The 20866-nt window shown below is 47.2% G+C and carries 15 protein-coding genes; 12 read left to right on the plus strand and 3 right to left on the minus strand.

The window, feature by feature from the left end; all coding sequences use genetic code 11:
- Nucleotides 1–71: 71 nt before the first annotated feature.
- Both KO512_RS01195 and KO512_RS01200 read right to left on the minus strand, forming a co-directional pair.
- On the minus strand, nucleotides 72–1472 hold the full coding sequence (locus KO512_RS01195) for a hypothetical protein (protein ID WP_215950506.1): 1401 nt from the start codon (nucleotides 1470–1472) through the stop codon (nucleotides 72–74).
- 201 nt (nucleotides 1473–1673) lie between these two features.
- Nucleotides 1674–3239, minus strand: coding sequence for a class I adenylate-forming enzyme family protein (locus tag KO512_RS01200; protein ID WP_215950507.1), 1566 nt, complete (start codon nucleotides 3237–3239; stop codon nucleotides 1674–1676).
- Between the two features lie 511 nt (nucleotides 3240–3750).
- On the opposite strand from KO512_RS01200, the gene KO512_RS01205 reads away from it, so the two are divergent.
- Nucleotides 3751–4536, plus strand: a complete 786-nt coding sequence (locus tag KO512_RS01205) for an IclR family transcriptional regulator (RefSeq protein WP_215950508.1) — start codon at nucleotides 3751–3753, stop codon at nucleotides 4534–4536.
- Nucleotides 4537–4829: 293 nt separating this feature from the next.
- Here KO512_RS01205 and KO512_RS01210 read toward each other — a convergent pair whose 3' ends face one another.
- Complete coding sequence (locus tag KO512_RS01210) at nucleotides 4830–5738, minus strand: helix-turn-helix transcriptional regulator (RefSeq protein ID WP_215950509.1); 909 nt, start codon at nucleotides 5736–5738, stop codon at nucleotides 4830–4832.
- A gap of 161 nt (nucleotides 5739–5899) precedes the next feature.
- Between KO512_RS01210 and KO512_RS01215 the strand changes: the two genes are divergently transcribed.
- The 11 genes from KO512_RS01215 (at nucleotide 5900) to KO512_RS01265 (ending at nucleotide 20660) form a co-directional block, all read left to right on the plus strand.
- A complete protein-coding gene (locus tag KO512_RS01215) occupies nucleotides 5900–6376 on the plus strand; it encodes a PaaI family thioesterase (RefSeq protein ID WP_215950510.1) in 477 nt (158 codons plus the stop codon).
- A gap of 691 nt (nucleotides 6377–7067) precedes the next feature.
- Nucleotides 7068–8270, plus strand: a complete 1203-nt coding sequence (locus tag KO512_RS01220) for a 3-oxoadipyl-CoA thiolase (protein ID WP_215950511.1) — start codon at nucleotides 7068–7070, stop codon at nucleotides 8268–8270.
- A gap of 27 nt (nucleotides 8271–8297) precedes the next feature.
- Complete coding sequence (locus tag KO512_RS01225) at nucleotides 8298–10400, plus strand: 3-hydroxyacyl-CoA dehydrogenase NAD-binding domain-containing protein (RefSeq protein WP_215950512.1); 2103 nt, start codon at nucleotides 8298–8300, stop codon at nucleotides 10398–10400.
- 93 nt (nucleotides 10401–10493) lie between these two features.
- Nucleotides 10494–11489 (plus strand): NAD(P)H-dependent flavin oxidoreductase, encoded by a 996-nt coding sequence (locus tag KO512_RS01230; RefSeq protein ID WP_215950513.1) that lies wholly within the window; start codon nucleotides 10494–10496, stop codon nucleotides 11487–11489.
- Nucleotides 11490–11540: 51 nt separating this feature from the next.
- Nucleotides 11541–12296 carry an enoyl-CoA hydratase-related protein gene (locus tag KO512_RS01235; protein WP_215950514.1) on the plus strand — a complete coding sequence of 252 codons (756 nt, stop codon included), beginning with the start codon at nucleotides 11541–11543 and terminating at the stop codon, nucleotides 12294–12296.
- Between the two features lie 506 nt (nucleotides 12297–12802).
- The gene (locus KO512_RS01240) at nucleotides 12803–13999 is read left to right on the plus strand and encodes an acyl-CoA dehydrogenase family protein (protein WP_215950515.1); all 1197 of its coding nucleotides are present in this window, start codon (nucleotides 12803–12805) and stop codon (nucleotides 13997–13999) included.
- 10 nt (nucleotides 14000–14009) lie between these two features.
- Nucleotides 14010–15149: an acyl-CoA dehydrogenase family protein gene (locus tag KO512_RS01245; RefSeq protein WP_215950516.1), complete on the plus strand. Its 1140-nt coding sequence runs from the start codon at nucleotides 14010–14012 to the stop codon at nucleotides 15147–15149.
- A 30-nt stretch (nucleotides 15150–15179) separates the two neighbouring features.
- Nucleotides 15180–15929 (plus strand): electron transfer flavoprotein subunit beta/FixA family protein, encoded by a 750-nt coding sequence (locus tag KO512_RS01250; protein ID WP_215950517.1) that lies wholly within the window; start codon nucleotides 15180–15182, stop codon nucleotides 15927–15929.
- Between the two features lies 1 nt (nucleotide 15930).
- Nucleotides 15931–16857, plus strand: coding sequence for an electron transfer flavoprotein subunit alpha/FixB family protein (locus KO512_RS01255; RefSeq protein ID WP_215950518.1), 927 nt, complete (start codon nucleotides 15931–15933; stop codon nucleotides 16855–16857).
- A 213-nt stretch (nucleotides 16858–17070) separates the two neighbouring features.
- On the plus strand, nucleotides 17071–18708 hold the full coding sequence (locus tag KO512_RS01260) for an electron transfer flavoprotein-ubiquinone oxidoreductase (protein ID WP_252734735.1): 1638 nt from the start codon (nucleotides 17071–17073) through the stop codon (nucleotides 18706–18708).
- A 146-nt stretch (nucleotides 18709–18854) separates the two neighbouring features.
- Nucleotides 18855–20660, plus strand: a complete 1806-nt coding sequence (locus KO512_RS01265; RefSeq protein WP_436792254.1) for an acyl-CoA synthetase — start codon at nucleotides 18855–18857, stop codon at nucleotides 20658–20660.
- Nucleotides 20661–20866: the final 206 nt, after the last annotated feature.

The following is a 20866-nucleotide window of genomic DNA, read 5'->3' on the forward strand; positions in this document are numbered from 1 at the left end:
AGAGAGCTGTTTGGCCGAAGCCTAGGTTTCCTAGGTTCTGTTGTTCAATGATCATCAATCTAGCAGAAGACCTACAGACTGAACAAAGTCGAATTCAAAACGCTAAGCCAAGCACTTAATCCAAGAATACTCAGGAGAGTGTATAGAACATTCCAGCGGTAGGTGATTATCCTTGGTAGGCAGCCCGTTATTTTACTTATTAGTAGTGTCGGGATAGCAACTGGAGATGAGTTCATGGCAAGGCACCATCCTGACATTAACCCAATCGCCAGCAATTCTGGGGATAGTTCAAACGATTCGGCAGGGGTTAGTACTGACGCGATGATCGTTACCGTGACGATAGGGTTCAGCCCGATATGTGACAAGAGTGTTATCAAGACACACGCCGTAATGGCTAGTGGTGTGCCTGTAATGTGCAGCACTTCGACCAATTGCACTAGCGTATCGTGGGGGAGAGTGTCGGCAATGATGATGCCAAAGAAGCAGGCGCCAGTCATTATGCTTATCTCCGAGCGCAGTCCTGTTATCTCATGTGGTAGCTCGAGTTTGACCTGTTGATAGGTGTGCTTATATACCTTGCCTTCTCGATAGTGTCTTAAGTAAATCCATATGATGCCAAAAACCGGGCTTAAGATAATAATTGCCAGTGATAGGTTTGCAGGTGTGAATCGTTCTATCAGCGCCGCTAGCGAGAAAATCGAGAGGATGAGCGCTAAAAATTTCCAAGCAGGTAGCCAGCTGAGGGTCGAGCCTTTGTATTGAGCTTCGATGGGGGCTGGGTGTGGATTTTGAACGTAATCAAGAATCCAGCCGAGCAAGATCAGCATGGCAGCCGTAGCGATGCCGATAGGCAATAATTTCAGCCAGTTTAAATCAGGAATAGCGGCTAGCATTAACGTCATAGTAATGGAGAACGGAGATGCTAGAGGGAGAACAGCAAAACCTCTGAGAAGGGCAAGGCTCATTCGCTGGCGTCGCTTCTCTTGTATACGGATGAGGTTACCGGCCGATTCCAGCGTGTTGCCTTTAGCGATCATCTGTCCGAGAAGATGAATAACACCAAAATTTAGGACAATACCAAAGATATAACTGGCATATGAAATGATGCCATAGCGCAGTGCGGGTGGTTGATTGACAACCAGTTCACCACAGCGGCTCACCATCATTGAGTGCTTAGCCGCAAGGCGTAAAAAAGTGAGAGCAACTAAAAAGGTCGCGAAATAACAGGCTCGAGACAGTGCGGTTGCGGCGGTATTGAGTGGATCTTGAGTCAAGCTAAGTAGTAGAGTTGAAGACGCGGCAGCACCTAACAAAATCCGGGCAGTGGTGTTCATCTGTGACCATTGCATTGCGAAAAAGGCGATGGTCGCTATGGCCGCGCAAAGCATATAGAAGGTGTCACCAAGCAGTTGATAGCAAACCGTTGCCGCCATTGTGAGTATCAGACAGAGTGCTGACAGGCTATTAATCATTGGCTCTATCCCTCCAAGCGGGCTAATTATTTTAATACTGGGCCGCATCCAGTGTGTGGTTGCCGTTCGCAAAGCCACACATCGAAATAGATGTTGAGCAACATTATCTTAAGGTGATGGGAGACGTTTTCTCTAAGCCCTGACGGATAGGTAGGGCTGCTGACGTGGTTAACGTCAGCGAGTATCAATGGCTAGAATCTTTCATGCCACTGCTTGATTTTTTAACTTACTTTTCAGTATCTTACCGGTTGCCGTTGCCGGTAGTTCCGACATGATGGTTATTTGAGAGGGGCATTTATAGGGGGACAATAGTTGTCGACAGTGCTGCTTGAGCATTTCGACGGTGAGGTCGCCTTCTGCGGAAGGTTGTACGAATGCCAGAACCGCTTCGTCCCCTTGCACCTGTCTACCAATAACTGCTGACTGGACGACCAAAGGGTGTGTGTTGAGGGCTGCTTCAACTTCGGCTGGGTATACATTAAAGCCTGATTTTACGATCATCTCTTTGGTGCGGCCAATAATATAAACATTATCTAATTCATCGGCCTGAGCGAGGTCTTTGGTGTTAAGCCATCCGTCACTATTAATGATTTCTGCTGTTTGTTCCGGCTTACGAAAATAACCTTTCATTACGTTTGGCCCTCTGATCCAAAGCTCACCCACTTCTCCTTTGGCGACATCAGTACCATCCTTAGCCATAAGGCGAATTTCAACCCCGGGGATTGGCCGGCCGGTGGCACAGCTTTCTAATGGCTCATCAATTCTGGTTTGAGTAATGGTGGGGCTTGTTTCGGTCATGCCATAGCCGTTGTTCAGTGGTATTTTGAAAAACTCTTCGGTAAGCTTTTTTGTTTCCGGGTCAAGAGGTGCACCACCGCAAGAAATATAACGAAGGTGTAAATCATTAGCACTCATTCCCTTGGTGTTCTTTAGATAATCGACCAACGCGCAGAACATCGGGGGAACTCCCTGTAATACGGTAATGCGCTGTTCTAATAATGCCTTGATACATAAGGAGGTATCGAAGCGAGGCGCTAAGTAAAGGCAGCCGCCAACAAACAGTGTGCCTAAGCAAGTTGACGCGAGACCAAAGACATGGGAAATAGGCAGTACGGTATAGACTCGGTCTGATTGAGACAGATCTCGCAGTTCACCGGAGATGGTTGCGACAAAAGCAATGTTCTGATGAGTGAGCATAACGCCTTTCGGTTGCCCAGTGGTGCCTGAGGTGTAGATCATAGCGAAGACTTGATCTTTACCGCTTTCTGAAACGGGTTCAGGGGTTGATTCAAGAGTGCCACTGTAGGCGATCTCACCCAGAAGAGGATGCTGTTGAAAAGTGGCGTTTTGTCCTTGGGCATGTGACTTAGCTTCGCTTGAGCACTCCGCCGTGTAGATGATATGGCGAGGTTCGCAATCGAGTTTTATGCCTTCTATTTCGTGCTTAGATAGGCGAGCGTTGATGATCGCAATCCAAGCATCCATTTCACTCGCGGCCATGATAAATGCAATGAGGGCGCAGGAGTTTTCACCAATGATCATAACCCGATCACCCGGGCGTACTTGATGCTGTTCAAGGTGTAATCGAGCGGCATCAATCGCTTGCCCTAGTTGAGCAAAAGTCCAGCTGCGTGAATGTTCATTGAGAGCGAGTGCATCTGGGGTTTTCTTGATCCATTGTTTGATTTTATGGCTGACTCTAGCGGGAAGAGAGTTTGTTATCTCGTTGGCTGGTTTACCCATGAATATGTCATCACCATGTATCATTGTTCTTATTTCCTATGGCCATTATTCGTCAATAGCAAAATTTACTCGTCTACCATCTATATCTGTCTGATAGGTACGATATGAATGGTTTATTAAGCTATATCAAATGAATCTTAGGGTCAATATGCATAATTAAATTCCGCCATGCGAAATTAATGTTGATTTTTTGTTAGTAAAAGGCTTTATTGTTCTCTGTGATGACGGGGATGTTTCCTAGACAAGACTATTAGACGCTTCGATAGGTCGCTTAGATACTTAAGGGGTTCAGGGGGTGTTTGACGAGAAAGCCTGAGGCCAGGAAAAAGGCGGATAAGCATCTACTTCTGTTGTTTTTTGTAAATAGAGGCGTTATTTCGACAACAGGGCTTTTTAAGGAAGCGTAAGCACGCTTAGAACCTACCTATTCATCATGAATGGAACTATAATTCACTAATCACGGGATCTGTGGGCTTAAATGGAATTGGTTGTTTAAATAATTTTAATTTAGATATTTTTAAGGTGTACGAACAATATGATGGACTTTCCCAGAGAAAAAGAAGAAGTCAAAAATCGGAAGTTTGTCGAGGCGTTAGCCCGAGGCTTGGATATCCTTCGAGCGTTTAGTTATGGCGGCGGCGTACTCGGTAATCAGGAAATTGCAGCGATTACAGGCTTACCGAAACCGACAGTATCCCGAATGACATATACCCTTATGGAGTTAGGCTACCTTAGCTATTCACCTCGGTTGGAAAAGTATCAACTTGATGCGGGTGTTTTAGCGCTCGGATATGCCTACACGTCCAATTTGAAAGTGAGACAAGTTGTTAAGCCATTGATGGATGATCTCGCTCATCGCACAAAGGTGTCGGTTGGGTTGGTTGCTCGGGAGCGACTTTCAATGATCTATGTTGAAAACTGTCGCGGTGATAACTCTCAATCTTTGCGTATGGAAGTCGGTTCTCGCTTACCGATGGAAACCTCTTCTGCCGGTAGAGCATATCTAGCCGCTCTAAATGCAGATGAACGGCAAGTTTTCCTTAATTTGCTGGAAAGTAAAAGCGGTGATAAGTGGCCGGGAATCGCGGCGGGAATTGAAGATGCTGTCACCTGTTATGAAGAAAACGGTTATTGTCTTTCATTAGGTGATTGGGACAAAATGGTTAACGCCGTGGCCGTGCCTTTCCGTCTTCAAGATGGTAAAACAATGTGTTTGAGTGTTGGTGGGCCGAGCTATCTGGTGACTGCTGAGATGGTCACAGACTTGTTTGCACCACAGTTAATTCATGTTGTCCGTGATATTGTAAACATGGGTGTTTAAGCACTTAACCGTTAGATTGCTTAATAACATTATTGTTACTTTGAGTAGAGGTCTTGTTGAAAAAACTGTCGATTGGTTGAAAGCATTTTAGCGTTATTTATCACGACATTGACCTTCATATCTGTGCAGGCGTTAACCCTGACAACCAGATTGCTGTTGAATTTTCTGCTTTGACGATAAGCGTCTATTAAAGAAAGATAAGACGTTGTTAGAGGCAACCTAGGTCTTAAACACTCTAATGTACTCAACTTGCCTGACGGCCTCGCGGAGATAGGGCATCGCTATTTACCGCTTTATGCTGTTGAGTTGCTGCTGAGTACTTCTTTTGTAACCGATGTGTTGTCGATATGTTTTAGGTAATCGACAAGAGGATCTGCTGCTGAATTTTCGGTCATCGTTCTCAATGAATCTAAAAATAAATGGAACACCTCGACCTGAGAGCTAACGTCTAGTTTGGTATAGAGGTTTTTGCGGTGATGCTTAACCGTTTCAGGTTTGATATTTAGTTTTGTGGCTGTTGATGTAATGTTGTGGCCGCGGAGCATCATTTCCAGTGTTTCGCATTCGCGTCGTGTCAGCAGCGAGTGTCCAAAGTTCTTTAATGCACTATCCAAATGAGGGCTGAGCAACGGTTGTTTTTCGCTCTGCTGGAATGCTTGATACCACTTCAATGATATTTCTCGCACAATCGAGAATACACTGCGACAAAATTCGCATTCTGCTGCTGTAAAGCTTGAGCCACCCTTCGTGCGTTTTACAGAAATTTGAATACTGGTGCTTTTCTCTGTCGGAATAAGCATGCAGATCTCATCTGTCAGGTTGAACCGGCGGCCATAACGATAGTGATTAGACTTGCTCTGCCTGTGTTCGCCCGAAACGACTTCTGACAAGGTATATACCCCTTCTGCCGAGCCATTCATGGCGAGTCGGTAAAAGGGGCTGTGGTGATCAGTATTGTTAATATAATACTGATGACTAGGTTGAGTGCTGTCGTTGTCAGGGTATTGACTGCAGATATGTCTTGGTCGAGCATCTTTGTGAAAGATTGTAATACTGCTGTTGCCACCGTTAATAATGGAGCGAATAGTATCGACCAAATAGCCAACTGATTGCGTATTAATCCCCTGTTTAACAATGCTTGCTATTGCGTTGTGCCACTGTTCGAGGGATGGGGCCGTTTCTCTGAGTACTTGAGGCAGCATATCTTAATCCTGTAAAAGCAAGTGGTTAGGGTTATGGCAGTGCTGTTAATTGCCTAGTTTTATTGAGAATCTTAGCTAGAGTATATTGCTTTATAAATGAATTTCAATTCCGCTTGATGAAATGCTATTATGTTTTTTTGTATAAAAATGGTGCTATTGAAATGCGTAACAATTTAAGAGAAGTAAGCTCTGGAGCGGAACAAGAGGTCGTGAAAGTTGATATTGACAATTTTCCAGCTTCTCTTGGGTACCAGGTTGTGGAAAGAGATGAAGATTCTGCCGTGCTTGAATTAAAGCTAAAACCTCAACATCTTAATCGTGCAGGGATTATGCATGGAGGAGTTATTTCCTCTTTGCTGGATGTTGTTTGTGCGGAAGCGGGGCTGTTTTGTCCTGACCCTGAGCGTATTCGTATGGCCATTACTCTGTCTTTAACAATTACCTTTACAGGGCAATGCGGTGAAGGTGTGGTGCGAGCGGTTGGTAAGAAAAGGGCGGGGGGACGACGCATATTCAATAGTAGCGGTGAGCTTTTCGATCAGCACGGTAAGTTGCTGGCTATAGCAGAAGGGACTTTCAGACTTCGATCGGGTTCTGATTCGCCTGAGGGTGTTCTGCTCAGCGAATTGAATAACTGAAAAAGATGAGTCGTGATCGTTCTAGCCTCAGCCAGTTTTACTGCTGAGGCTTGCTTTGTTAAGGATGATATCTTAAAGGCTATCTTTTTGATATTTGAGGTTTTTTTGTTTAATAGTAAACGTCTTTATTTCTATCTGTCGATTTTCAAATCTAAGGTTTTGTTTTTTTCTCTATCGTTGTTCTTATAGGCGTGCTCTTTCACTGGCTCATTGCATAATGGTTGTTCCCTTTGGTGCGTATTGTCGCTAGATGGAGTTGTAGTGCTCTTTTCTCCCTATGAAGGTTGCCTAATGACACCCGCTTCGCGGATTAATCCGTGGTCGTGGTTAACTTTAGATAGCCTCACAACATTTTTTTCAGGGCGTTATTTCTGATCCTAGCATCTAGAACTAGACCTCTTTGAGGTTTGTAGGGCCTCGTCTTTCATAAGAGCTCTTTGCCTGTTTGTTGCTGGAGAGGCAACGGCTTGTATCGTTAATGAATCACTTTTCTGTTTTTGGCTGTCACTGTTTTCGCTGATTTCACGGGCAATTCTAGCTACCTTTTTTTTCATAATCTTCTTACCAGCTCCTTCACGTTTAAAGTCACGCAATCATAAATTTAAAACTCGGGTTGCAAGTGATATTAAAAAATATTAAAGTGAAAGCATATTTCGCAGAGTAAAACTTAAAGTTATTTTTGGAGTTTAATATGTCTGGTGCTTTTATTTATGATGGTGGTCGTAGCGCATTTGGTCGTTATGGTGGTGTACTTTCACCTTTGCGTCCGGATGATTTGCTGGCTCAGGTGATTAAGACGTTGGTTGATCGCAACGATTTCGATTTTGGTCTTTATGAAGATGTGATCGCAGGTAGCACCAATCAAGCGGGTGAAGATAGCCGTAATATTGCACGTTTTGCTGGTTTGTTGGCTGGCTTGCCGATTGAAACCGGCGGTTTAACGGTCAACCGTTTATGCGGTTCGAGTCTGGCTGCAACCTTAGACGCTGCCCGTGGGGTACGTTGTGGCGAAGGTGAGTTGTTTGTCGCCTGTGGTGTTGAGTCGATGAGTCGTGCGCCATTGGTGTTAGCTAAGTCCACGAGTGCCTTTGATCGTGGCCAAGTATTGGCTGACACCACGATGGGGGCTCGCTTTACGAACCCTCGTATTATCAGTCAGTTTGGTGGCCACTCAATGCCTGAGACTGCAGATAACATTGCTGCCGATTTAGGTATCTCTCGTGAAGAGAGCGATCAGTTTGCGGCTGTTTCACAGGTCAAGTATGAAGCTGCTCGCACAGCTGGGTATTTCACCGATGAGATTATTCCTGTTGATGTTCCCCAAGGCCGTAAAAAGCCAGTGTTAGTGGTTGATGCAGATGAGCATCCTCGCCCGAGCACTGATATGGATGTACTGCAAAAACTACGCCCACTGTTTGACGGTGGTGTGGTGACGGCTGGTAATGCCTCGGGCATCAATGATGGTGCTTCAGCGCTGATTATTGGTAATGAAAGCGTTGGCGAAAAGGCGGGTATTAAGCCCCGTGGCCGTATTTTAGCCGGTGCCATCGCTGGTGTTGACCCTCGCGTTATGGGACTGGGTCCTGTCCCTGCTTCACAAAAAGCACTAGCTCGAGCAGGTTTGACGTTGGCGGATATGGATGTTTTGGAATTTAATGAGGCATTTGCTACTCAAGCGCTGGGTTGCATGAAATTACTCGATGTAGATGTCAACGATTCTCGTGTTAACCAAAATGGTGGCGCTATCGCCATCGGTCATCCATTGGGTGCTAGTGGGGCGCGAATTGTCTTAACAGCTTTACGTCAACTTGAACGTACCGGTGGCCGTTACGCCCTTGCGACTATGTGTATAGGCATTGGTCAGGGTATTGCTGTCGTTATTGAGCGTGTTTAATTCGAGTCACGAGTGAGGATTATTTGTATGTCAGTTGTTGAATATGAACTTCATGGTGATATCGGTGTTATCACCATCAATTACCCACCGGTTAATGCCCTGTCGCAGCCGATGCGCGAAGGGGTTAAAGGGGCTGTTGAAGCCGCACAGAATGATGCGTCTAAAGCATTGGTAATTATTTGCGCGGGTCGCACCTTTATTGCTGGGGCGGATATTACCGAGTTTGGTAAGCCCCCAGTCGCGCCGTCGCTGCCTGAATTATTGAGCACCATTGAGAACTCGACAAAACTGATCATCGCGGCTATTCATGGAACGGCACTCGGTGGTGGTTTTGAAACAGCCCTAACCTGTCACTATCGTTGTGCGTTGTCCTCTGCGAAGGTTGGTTTACCTGAAGTCAAATTAGGGTTGCTGCCGGGGGCGAGTGGTACGCAACGTGTTCCACGCCTAATTGGCCCCGAAGCGGCGCTGGATCTTATGTTGTCTGGAAACCCTATCTCTGCTGCTAAGGCTGAAGGTTTAGGGTTAATTGATAAAGTGCTTGAAGGTGATTTATTAGCTGGCGCACTCGACTATGCGAACAGGCTACTAGCCGATAATGCTGAATTAAAACGTGTACGTGACATCGTTATTGATCCGTCTACAGTCAGTGAAGGGTTTTTTGATCAATACCGTGCGAATTTAGCTAAGCGTGCCCGTGGCCAAATGGCGCCTCAGCATATCGTTTCCTGCGTTGAGGCGGCGGTGAGTCTGTCCTTTGATGATGGTCTCAAGCGTGAAAGAGAGTTGTTTCTTGAACTAAGAGATTCTTCACAGTCGGCCTCTATGCGGCACCTATTTTTTGCTGAGAGACAGTCCGCTAAAGTGAAAGGCTTGGCTAAAGATATGCCAATTCGAGAGATTAAATCGGTTGGTATTATTGGTGGTGGCACAATGGGTGGCGGGATCGCCATGAACTTTGTCAATGTTGGCATACCGGTAACCTTGATAGAGATTAATGATGAAGCGCTACAGCGTGGCATGGATATCATTAGCAAGAACTACGCAGCGACCGTTAAGAAAGGTCGGTTGTCTGAAGCCGAGTCTACTAAACGACAGAGTTTGGTGACCGGTTCCACCTCCTATGATGATTTAACCGATGTGGACATGGTTATTGAAGCTGTGTTCGAAAACATTGAAATCAAGAAAGAGGTTTTCGCTAAGCTTGATTCGGTCTGTAAGCCTGGGGCTATTTTAGCGTCCAATACGTCTTACCAGAACGTGGATGAAATCGCCGCAGCAACTTCGCGCCCCGAAGATGTTATTGGTTTGCACTTCTTTAGTCCTGCGAACGTGATGAAGCTGCTGGAGATTGTGCGAGGTGAGAAAACCAATGATGATGTCCTAGCGACATCGATGGCTGTAGCCCAAAAAATCAAAAAAGTACCGGTGTTATCCCGTGTTTGTTATGGCTTTATCGGCAACCGAATGTATCGCCAGTATTTGCGTGAAGCGCAGCTGTGTCTGATTGAAGGTTCGACACCTGAAAAAATAGACCAGGTGATGACGAATTGGGGCATGGCGATGGGGCCTTTGTCAGTCGGCGATTTGGCCGGTATCGATATCGGTTATAAGGCGCGTCAGGCGTTAACCGATGAAGAGAAGGGCGATCCTAAGAGTTACTGTATTGCCGATAGGCTGGCTGAGATGGGACGTGTCGGCCAGAAAGTTGGGGCGGGCTACTATCTGTATGACTCAGTGACCCGTGCGCGCAGTTCGGACCCTGAAGTTTTACAAGTGATTGAGGAGGAGGCGCAAAAGCAAGGCATCACTCGTCGCGATGTAACTGATGAGGAAGTCGTTAACCGCTTAATCTTCGCCATGATCAATGAAGGGTTCAAGATCCTAGAGGAAGGCGTCGCGCAGCGGCCTAGCGATATTGATGTTGTGTTTGCCTTTGGCTATGGCTTCCCCGTGTATCGTGGTGGGCCTATGTTCTTTGCCGACACGGTTGGCTTAGAGACTGTTTATAAAACTCTTTGCGAATATCGTGAGTTGCACGGTGAGCAGAACTGGGCTCCCTCAGCATTGCTTGAGACGTTGGTGAAAGAGGGTAAAACACTCTCGCAGTGGGCTTCAGAACAACATTGATAACACCAAAATAATAATTGTTTGTATCAGCAGGGTCTGTCTCGGCTTAGCGGCCGGACAGCTTAAACCCTGCTTTTGAATGGGAGAAAGATAATGTCTAGTGTTGAATCCGGCCGAGATTTTAAAGCACTTTTTGGCACTCGGCTGCCGATTGTTGCTGGTGGCTTAATGTGGCTGGCCAATGCAGAGTATGTTGCGGCGGCGGCTAACGCAGGAATACTTGGATTTATCGTGGCGGCCATGTTTCCTGAAGAAGATGACCTGCGTGCTGAGATTAGAAAGTGTCGTGAACTGTGTGGTGATGCCCCCTTTGGTGTCAACGTTTCGATGCTGCCTAAGCTGGTGCCGGGTGAAAAAACCGTAGAGGTTTTTCAAATCATCATTGATGAAGGCATTAAAGTTGTAGAGACATCGGGACGCAATCCTGAAGCTTATCTGCCGATGCTAAAAGCGGCAGGGGTTAAGGTGCTGCATAAAGTGCCGGCGGTTAAGTATGCGCTCAAAGCGCAGGCTATCGGTGTCGATGCCGTTTCGATCGTTGGTGCTGAGTGTGGTGGGCATCCTGGGATGGAAATGATAGGTAGTTTCGTTAATTCGGCGATGGCGTTAGAGAAGCTGGAGATTCCCTACCTGATTGGCGGCGGCGTCGGTCATGGCTCGCAAATCGCAGCGGCGATGATGATGGGGGCTTCAGGGGTTGTGATGGGCACGAAGCTGCTGGTTGCCGAGGAAATCTGGGCACATGATGACTTTAAGCGTCATTTGATCAACGCATCGGAGTCAGATACGACCCTGATTATGTCGAGTATTCGTAACACGGTTCGCGCGCTTAAGAATGATACAACTGCGCTAGTGCAAGCAAAAGAAGCTGAATTAGAGCACGTCACTATTCAGGACTTACTGCCGCTTATTTCTGGAAAAATAGGCCGCGAAGCTTATGTGACCGGAGACTGCAGCCGAGGTGTGTTGTCTGCTGGGCATGCGCTTGCGTTTGTAAAACAGATTGAGCCGATGGCCGATATTATTGCTACTCTCGAGAGCCAAGCTAACGAAGCATTACAGCGAATGAGTTCTGTAACTAAGTTGTAAGTGAGAGGTGGGTGAGAGCCTGCCTAAGCTTTTTCAGTTGAGTGAAAAATAATGTCTAATTCAGAATTTATTGATGTTACATGTGATCAGGGTGTCATGAAGATCGGTATTAACCGCCCGGACAAGAAAAATGCACTTAATCGTGCGATGTATGATGCGATTCGTTCGGCATTTTTAATAGCCGATCAGGATCCGCAAATTAAGTCCGTTTTATTGTACGGTACGGCGGATGCCTTCACGGCGGGTAACGATCTCGCTGATTTTAATGATAGAGATCCAAGTAAACCCTCTCCGGCAGCGGTCATGTTAGAAGTCATACATGATTTCAGCAAGCCGGTTGTGGCCGCTGTTGCAGGTTTGGCAGTGGGTATTGGCGCTACTATTTTACTTCATTGTGATTTGGTTTATGCCGCACCTGAGACGCGCTTTCGCTTACCGTTTGTTGCGCTGGGCGTCTGTCCTGAAGCCGGCTCCAGTTTAATGGTCCCCGCATTGGCAGGGCATCGTTTGGCATCAGAGTTATTGATGTTGGGTGACTTTTTCACGTCTCAAACGGCACTTGATGCCGGCTTCGTGACACGCATTGTGGCGGATCAAGATATCAAAGCATTCGGCTTTGAGAAGGCTGTGCAATTGGCGCAGCAGCCTGTTGAGGCGCTATCGATTACCAAGCGGTTACTTAAGCAGGGTCAGCATCAGGTGCTGAAAGAGCGAATGACAGAAGAGTTTATGTTGTTTAATCAGATGCTGCAGTCCGATGAATCTATCGCCGTGCGTCAAAAGCTGAGTGCTAAACTGAAGAAATGATCGGTTGTGACATCCTTGGTCTAGGCCGTTGAGTGTTAACACGAAGCGGCAGGCCAAGCATGATTCTATGGCTGCTGAGCCTCGCTGCTGATTGTCTGTTTTATGGTTGTTGGTTCGATCTTCAAGGTAGCGGGCCGGATTGCTCGTGTTGAGCATATGGAGGGCGAGATCGATTAGCCCTCACTCGTCATCTTCGAACGCTGTATGTTACATATTCGTTACTGCCTGCTTTACCTCTCTCTATTGTCTATATCACTGCCGTTCTATCCGTCAGTGTATTCATAGCTTGTCTCTCCTGTGCTGCTTACCTCCCCATTATTGACCTGATTGGGCCATTTTTACGGTTGTTTTCATGACCATCTGGGCTGTTTAAGAGATTAAAGGTCCTTATTTACAGCGAACTATAGTTTCGCTAGGCGAAAATAAAAGTCATAATTCGTTGTCTGTTATGATTTATATTGGTACTATATTTTGCAATGAAGCTATTTCTAGGCTGGAGTGAAGAGATGAATGTAGATTTTACAAACGAAGAACTCGCCTTTCGTGAAGAGGTGCGGGAATTTTTTAAACATAAGTTTCCTGCTGCGGTAAAGGATAAGCAGGAAAAGGGTACCTACCTCACCAAAAACGATCATATCGTGTGGCAGAAAGCTTTATATGATCAAGGCTGGGCGGGTATCAACTGGCCAGTAGAGCACGGTGGTACGGGTTGGTCTGCGACGCAGAAATATATTTTTGCAACAGAAGCTGCCGAAGCAAAATCACCTCGCATTATTCCCTTTGGTTTGGCGATGGTGGCACCGGTTATCTACACCTATGGTTCTGAAGAGCAAAAGGCGCGATTTTTACCCGATATTCTGGCGACCAATGTTTGGTGGTGTCAGGGGTATTCCGAACCGAATGCTGGCTCCGACCTAGCCTCAGTGAAGACTAAAGCCGTTCGTGATGGTGATAGCTACGTTGTTAGTGGCACTAAAACATGGACAACATTAGGTCAGCACGCGGACTGGATCTTCTGCTTGGTTCGTACCGACGATAGTGGCCGCAAGCAACAGGGTATTAGTTTTCTTTTGATCGATATGAAAACGCCAGGTGTGAGTGTGACGCCGATCATCACTATCGATGGCACCCATGAAGTCAATGAAGTGCATTTTGATGATGTACGTGTGCCTGCCAATAACTTAATTGGTGAAGAAGGTAAGGGTTGGACCTATGCCAAGGTTCTGCTGACCCATGAGCGAACAGGTATTGCCCGTGTTGCCGAGTCTAAGGCACGACTTAATTCGATAAAGAAAATGATTGATGAAGCAGCGGCAAGAGGTGAAGTCCTCAAATCTAATGCTGTCTTTATGGCGCGGTTACTTGAGATCGAAGTTGAGCTTAAGGCGCTAGAGTATACCGAGTTGCGGGTATTATCGTCTGTTTCAACGGGTAAAGCACCGGGGCCTGAGTCGTCAATTTTGAAGATCAAAGGCTCAGAAATGATCCAGATGTTGGATGAGCTGGTACTTGAAATCGCCGGTATTTACGCCTTGCCATTTGTCCCTGAGCAGTACACCGAAGGCTTCGATGGCGAGTCAATCGGACCACTGTTTGCCGCTAAAGCCGCACCGACTTATTACAACGATCGTAAAGTCAGTATCTACGGCGGAACTAATGAAATTCAGAAGAACATCATCGCCAAGCAAGTGCTAGGGCTATAGGAGAATAGTGATGGATTTTTCACTGAACGATATTCAGCAAATGATGCAGGATAGCGCAGCAAAATTTATTCAAAATGACTATGACTTTGAAACCCGTCGGGGGTTATCTAACAGTCCAGCGGGATACAGTGAGGATAACTGGAAGTTATTTGCTGAACTCGGATGGTTAGCGCTACCAATCAAAGAAGCCTATGGCGGTTTGGATGGTGACTTGGTCGACACGATGGTGTTACAGCAAGAATTTGGTAAGGGCCTATTGGTCGAGCCTTATTACGCGACCGTTTTGCTAGGCGCGAACCTGATTCAGAAGCAAGCGAGCGATGCTCAGAAACTGGAACTGCTTGAGCCGGTTGTTGCCGGCGAACTGAAACTGGCCTTGGCCCATAGTGAGGCACAAGCCTCCTTTGATGTGTCTCAAACGAAAACTCGTGCTGAGAAGCAGGGTGATCAGTATGTACTGAATGGCCATAAAGCGGTGGTCCTCGGTGCTGAATCTGCAGATTACTTATTAGTGCCAGCCCGCACCTCGGGTGTCGTGGGTGATGCTGAAGGTATCTCTCTATTTTTGATCGACCCTAAGTCAGCCGGCGTGCAGTTGCGTGGATATGCCACGAATGATGGGCTTCGTGCCGCTGACATTGGTCTGACTGAAGTAACCGTGCCCGCGTCATCTATTCTGGGTCAGGCCGATTCGGCTGCGCCAGCCATTGAGTTGGTACTGAACGAGGCGATTGTCGCGTTAGGCGCTGAAGCGGTCGGGATCATGGAGAAACTGCTAGCTGCGACGTCCGAATATATCAAGACTCGGCAGCAGTTCGACCAGCCGATCAGTCGTTTTCAGGTATTGCAGCACCGTTTAGCCGATATGTTTATGGAAACCGAGCAAGCTAAGTCGATGGTGTATTTTGCTGCGATGGAAGTGGCTAAAGGTGGTTCAGAAGCAAGTCGTGTGGCGTCGATGTTGAAAGTTAAGATTGGCAGTGCCGGACGTTTAGTTGGCCAGCAAGCGGTGCAGCTACACGGTGGTATGGGCATTACTGATGAGCTAGATGTAGGGCACTTTTTCAAGCGTCTAACCTGTATTAATAATCAGTTGGGTACGCGTGATTACCATTTGCAATCATTAATTAATAAAGCCGCTGCCGGCTGAGTTGCCAACCGATAATAGTAAGGTAGAGCTATGAAAGTATTAGTGGCCGTTAAGCGAGTGATTGATTACAACATCAAGGTCCGCGTTAAAAGTGATCAATCTGGTGTTGATCTTGCCAATGTAAAAATGGCGATGAACCCCTTCTGTGAAATAGCAGTAGAGGAAGCCGTTCGCCTGAAAGAGAAGGGGGTTGCTGATGAGGTAATCGTCGTTTCTATTGGGCCGAAGGTGGCTCAGGAGCAAATTCGCACGGCGATGGCTTTAGGGGCTGATCGCGGTATTTTAGTGGAAACCGATGAGCCGTTAGAGTCCCTAGCCATTGCTAAGTTGTTAACCAAGGTGGTCGAGGTTGAGCAGCCAGGTTTGGTGATTTTAGGCAAGCAGTCGATCGATGCCGATAATAACCAGACGGGGCAAATGCTCGGAGCGCTGGCGGGGATGTCTCAGGGAACCTTTGCCTCAGAGATCAATGTGAGTGAAAACTCCGTTGAAGTGACGCGCGAAATCGATGGTGGTCTACAAACACTGTCGCTGAATTTGCCCGCGATTATCACCACGGATCTGCGGTTAAATGAACCTCGTTATGCGTCTTTGCCCAATATCATGAAAGCTAAGCGCAAGCCTCTGGATGTTAAAACGCCAGCTGACTTCGGCGTTAATGTCATATCGGGACTTAAAACCTTACTCGTTGAATCCCCACAAGAGCGAAGTGCCGGCGTGCTCGTCGGTAGTGTGAGTGAGTTGGTTGAAAAGCTAAAAAATGAAGCAAAGGTTATCTGATATGAGCATTCTGGTTATTGCTGAACACGATAATGGGTCCTTAAAGGATGAAACCCTTAACACGGTGACCGCCGCTGTCCAGATTGGTGGCAACGTTGATTTATTAATTGCGGGTGAGAACTGCAACGCAGTTGCAGAACAAGCCGCCAAGATTAGCGGTGTGAACCGCGTACTGGTGGCAGATCATGCAGTCTACGCTCATCAGTTAGCGGAAAATATCAGTCTGTTAGTGTCTGAGTTGGCGGTAGATTACAGTCATGTGCTGGCACCAGCGACCACCAATGGTAAGAACTTTATGCCTAGGGTTGCAGCGACCTTAGATGTATCGCAGATCTCTGAGATTACAGCGGTTGTCAGTGCCGATACGTTTAAGCGGCCTATCTATGCGGGTAATGCTATCGCGACCGTGCAATCTACGGATAAAGTTAAGGTGATTACGGTGCGGGCAACGGGGTTTGATGCTGCTGTGTGTGATGGTAGTGCAACGATTGAATCGCTGGATAAGGCTACGGATGCAGGCTTGTCTTCTTTTGTTAAAGAGGAACTGGCGCAATCGGATCGACCTGGACTGACCAGTGCCAAGGTCATTATTTCGGGTGGTCGAGGCATGGGTAATAGTAGCAACTTCAGCCTATTAGAGCAGGTCGCGGATAAGCTGGGTGCTGCGGTAGGCGCCTCTCGTGCCGCAGTGGATGCCGGTTATGCGCCCAACGATATGCAAGTAGGGCAGACGGGTAAAATTGTTGCCCCGGATCTTTATATTGCTGTCGGTATTTCAGGTGCGATCCAGCATTTAGCGGGTATGAAAGACTCTAAAGTCATTGTTGCTATTAATAAAGATGAAGAAGCGCCTATCTTTCAAGTGGCCGACTTTGGCTTGGTCGATGACCTGTTTGATGCAGTACCTGAGTTAGCGAACAGCCTCTGAGTTATATCATCTCATAGTGTTTTCCCTGGTAGACCAGCACCTTTTCAACGGTGCTGGCTTCGCCTTAAGTTTTACTTAGGGCCTTTTTATAAAAGACGTTGAGTCATGAATGGTGTGTTGCCCTTATAGCGTGAGGGTAGCGATGTCATTGCACGCTTTAACGGCAGTAACGATCTAAATAATTATTTGGAGGCTATCGTGCAACGCGAAGCGATGGAATTTGATGTTGTCATTGTTGGAGCAGGCCCCGCCGGGCTCTCTGCTGCTTGTCGATTGATGCAGCAGGCTCAAGTCAATGATCAGGAATTAATGGTCTGTGTCGTAGAGAAAGGTTCAGAGGTTGGCGCGCATATATTATCGGGTGCGGTGTTTGAGCCTCGTGCACTTAACGAACTCTTTCCTGATTGGGAAGAGCAGGGGCTGGCATTAGGCGAGAAAGTGAGTGCCGATGAAATTTACCTGTTTAAAGATGAGCAGAAAGCCACCAAGATACCTAATTGCATGGTGCCAAGCACGATGCACAATGAAGGTAACTACGTTATTAGTTTGGGCAATCTGACGCGTTGGCTGGCCGAAAAAGCCGAATCATTAGGGGTTGAGATTTTCCCCGGTTTCGCCGCCGCTGAAATTCTTTATCGTGAAGATGGCGCAGTTAAAGGGATTGCTACCGGTGATATGGGGGTCGATGAAAATGGACAACCAAAAGATAGCTATATGCCAGGTATGGAACTACATGCCAAATACACTCTGTTTGCTGAAGGTTGCCGTGGTCATTTAGGCAAAGAGTTAATCAGCCGATTTAATCTTGATAGTGATAGCGACCCTCAGCACTATGGCCTAGGTATTAAGGAACTGTGGGATATTGACCCGGCAAAACATAAGCCCGGTCTGGTTATTCATGGGGCCGGTTGGCCTTTAGGTAAAAATGCGGCGGGTGGATCATTCTTATACCACGCCGAGAATAATCAAGTCGTGCTGGGGTTAATTACTGACCTTAGTTATGAAAACCCCTATCTGAGTCCGTTCGATGAAATGCAGCGGATGAAGCACCAGTCGGTATTCAAGCAATATTTAGACGGTGGAAAGCGGGTGTCCTATGGCGCCCGTGCCATTGCTAAGGGGGGCTTTAATTCTTTACCGAAAATGAGCTTCGCTGGTGGCCTGCTAATTGGCTGCGATGCGGGCACGTTGAATTTTGCCAAAATTAAAGGCAGCCATACAGCCATGAAGAGCGGTATGATCGCTGCTGATACATTGATAGGTGTCCTTGCGAGTGGCGATGCCGGCGGCCAGGATTTGACCCAATTTGCTGAAGACTTTAAGTGTAGCTGGCTAAATGAAGAGCTACAGTGCTCACGTAATTTTGGCCCTGCGATGCATAAGTTTGGTATGGTCTTTGGTGGTGTGTTTAACTATTTGGATCAGAACTGTTTCAAAGGTAAGTTACCCTTTACCTTGCATGACCTTAAACCTGATTTTGCGCAACTGAAGCCAGCGTCAGAATGCCACAAAATCGTCTATCCCAAGCCTGATGGTGTGTTTAGCTTCGACAAATTGTCTTCTGTCTTTTTGTCGAATACTCATCATGCAGAAGATCAACCCTGCCATCTCAAACTTCAGGATGCCACGATCCCGTTGGCACATAACCTCGTGTTATTTGATGAGCCTGCACAGCGTTTCTGTCCGGCAGGTGTGTATGAAATAGTCGAGGACGAGCAGCACAACAAAGCGTTTCAGATAAACTCGCAAAACTGTGTTCATTGTAAGACCTGTGATATCAAAGACCCATCTCAGAATATTACCTGGGTGACACCCGAAGGCGCCGGCGGCCCAAATTATCCCAACATGTAGGCACCTTTTAATTGTACCTACTGGAGAGAAGTAAAATGCAGAAACAGACTACAACAATAAACGAACCTTTTACCCCTTCGTTTCCGATCAAATGTTTGGCCGATATTGAGCAACTGGAACAGACTCCGCTGGAGCAGGCGTTGCCCGTGCGCAGCACCTATGAAATTATGCGAAATTCGGCGCACGCGTTTGGAGAGCGAAATGCACTCACTTTCCTGCGCACCACCAACCTATCTGAGGAACCTATTCGTTGGACATACAACGAATTATTAGCGGGTATTAACCAGACGGCCAACCTTCTGCATGAGCTTGGGGTAAAACCTGACGATGCGGTAGCTGTGATGTTACCGGGCTGTTTAGAGTATCACTTAGCATTGTGGGGCGGTGAAGCGGCTGGGATTGTGCAGCCTTTGAATCCGCTGTTGAACGATGAAAAGTTGATCTCGCTGATGAATGCGGGGCGTGCCAAGGTGTTGATTGCCTATGGTAATGATGACGATAGTGGGATTTGGTCGAAAGCGATGCGTATATGCAACCAAGTGCCCACATTGACTCATGTGCTACGTGTTGCCCCGCATGATGAAGCCGCGTTGCCGTCTGATCTACCCAACAATGTGATTGATTTTAGCACCGCCCGGGCTGGACAGCCCACGGATCATCTTGTCAGCGGGCGACTTATCGAAGCGGATGATATTGCCGCGTATTTTCATACCGGTGGTACAACTGGCGCGCCTAAGCTTGCACGCCATTCACATGGCGCGCAGGTTTTTACCGCTTGGGCCAGTGTTAAATTTCAGGGTAGTACATCGCAAGATATCGTTATCAATGGTTTTCCATTGTTTCATGTGGCAGGTGTCTTACCTGGAGCGCTAACGGCGCTTGCATGTGGCATGGAGACAATTATTCCGACCACGGCACTGTATCGTAATCGAGATGTGATCACTGATTTTTGGCGCTTAGTGGAAGCCCATCGGGTTACGGTTTTATCTGCCGTACCAACGGTGCTAGCGGCACTAGCCAATGTGCCACTCGATGGGGCTGACATCTCATCACTTAAATACTGTCGTACCGGTGCGGCACCACTTTCTCCTGAGTTAACTGAACGCTTCGAGCGGTTATTTGGTTTGCATGCCCACGAGAGCTTGGGGATGACGGAGATGGCAGGTATTTCAGCGATTACTCCTCCCGGCGTTGTGGCGCCGACCGGTTGCGTTGGATTTAGACTACCCTATGCTCAGTTACGTATTGTGGCTCTGGATAGCGAAGGCGGTGCAAGTGACAACGATATGCCGTTGGGTGAGCAAGGTATGGTGTTGTTTAAATCACCTAATCTATTCTCAGGTTTTCTTGATACACAGTCGACGAGTCACGCGTTTACCGATGATGGTTGGTTGGCGACCGGAGATCTGGGCTGGCTCGATGATCAAGGCCGACTACATCTGAGTGGCCGTTCTAAGGATTTAATTATTCGCAGTGGTCATAACATTGATCCTAAAGAGATTGAAGATGCGGTTTCTGCTCATCCTGCCGTGCAGTTTGCTGCTGCTGTCGGTGCGCCGGATGCCTATGCGGGTGAACTGCCGGTGGTTTTCGTAACGCTGATTGATGGTGCCAGTGCGACTGAAGAAGAATTGCTGGCGTTCACCGCGGCTGGGGTTGATGAGCCGCCGGCGAGACCGAAAAAACTACTAGTGATCGATGCAATGCCGATGACCAATGTCGGCAAAATTTACAAACCTCGTTTACGCGCGCTAGCGGCGGAAGCGGTGGTTCGTGACATGGTTGAGGTGATGTGTTTAGAGCATGGGCTGACGATGAGACCGAAGATTGAAATCGAGCAGGATCAGCGAGTGCTGGTGTTGCTGCATCATGTAGATCTTGAAGGGATACGGCAGCGGCTGCAAGAGGTACTGGCACCGCTACCCTTTATCACGCAATTAGTCAGTCACTGAGGCTAGGTCAACGCTATAACCAGCAGGGTGCTTATGATAAGTATCCTGCTGTGCTGACTGAGACATACGCTCGCATATGGCGGACGTGACGGCAGAATAAGTACGCCGTTAGATCGATACTGAATTGATGGCTAGGTTGGCATAATATTAAAACTTAATTCCGCCAAGCAGAACCATGTACTTTTGTGATTTTCTCTTAATACGTA

The sequence above is a fragment of the Amphritea atlantica genome, assembly GCF_018860855.1.
Classification (GTDB): domain Bacteria; phylum Pseudomonadota; class Gammaproteobacteria; order Pseudomonadales; family Balneatricaceae; genus Amphritea; species Amphritea atlantica_A.

Coding starts and splice junctions, on each gene's coding strand:
- KO512_RS01195 (WP_215950506.1), bottom strand. CDS start 1,472: ATGATTAATAGCCTGTCAGCACTCTGTCTGATACTCACAATGGCGGCA.
- KO512_RS01200 (WP_215950507.1), bottom strand. CDS start 3,239: ATGATACATGGTGATGACATATTCATGGGTAAACCAGCCAACGAGATA.
- KO512_RS01205 (WP_215950508.1), top strand. CDS start 3,751: ATGATGGACTTTCCCAGAGAAAAAGAAGAAGTCAAAAATCGGAAGTTT.
- KO512_RS01210 (WP_215950509.1), bottom strand. CDS start 5,738: ATGCTGCCTCAAGTACTCAGAGAAACGGCCCCATCCCTCGAACAGTGG.
- KO512_RS01215 (WP_215950510.1), top strand. CDS start 5,900: ATGCGTAACAATTTAAGAGAAGTAAGCTCTGGAGCGGAACAAGAGGTC.
- KO512_RS01220 (WP_215950511.1), top strand. CDS start 7,068: ATGTCTGGTGCTTTTATTTATGATGGTGGTCGTAGCGCATTTGGTCGT.
- KO512_RS01225 (WP_215950512.1), top strand. CDS start 8,298: ATGTCAGTTGTTGAATATGAACTTCATGGTGATATCGGTGTTATCACC.
- KO512_RS01230 (WP_215950513.1), top strand. CDS start 10,494: ATGTCTAGTGTTGAATCCGGCCGAGATTTTAAAGCACTTTTTGGCACT.
- KO512_RS01235 (WP_215950514.1), top strand. CDS start 11,541: ATGTCTAATTCAGAATTTATTGATGTTACATGTGATCAGGGTGTCATG.
- KO512_RS01240 (WP_215950515.1), top strand. CDS start 12,803: ATGAATGTAGATTTTACAAACGAAGAACTCGCCTTTCGTGAAGAGGTG.
- KO512_RS01245 (WP_215950516.1), top strand. CDS start 14,010: ATGGATTTTTCACTGAACGATATTCAGCAAATGATGCAGGATAGCGCA.
- KO512_RS01250 (WP_215950517.1), top strand. CDS start 15,180: ATGAAAGTATTAGTGGCCGTTAAGCGAGTGATTGATTACAACATCAAG.
- KO512_RS01255 (WP_215950518.1), top strand. CDS start 15,931: ATGAGCATTCTGGTTATTGCTGAACACGATAATGGGTCCTTAAAGGAT.
- KO512_RS01260 (WP_252734735.1), top strand. CDS start 17,071: ATGGAATTTGATGTTGTCATTGTTGGAGCAGGCCCCGCCGGGCTCTCT.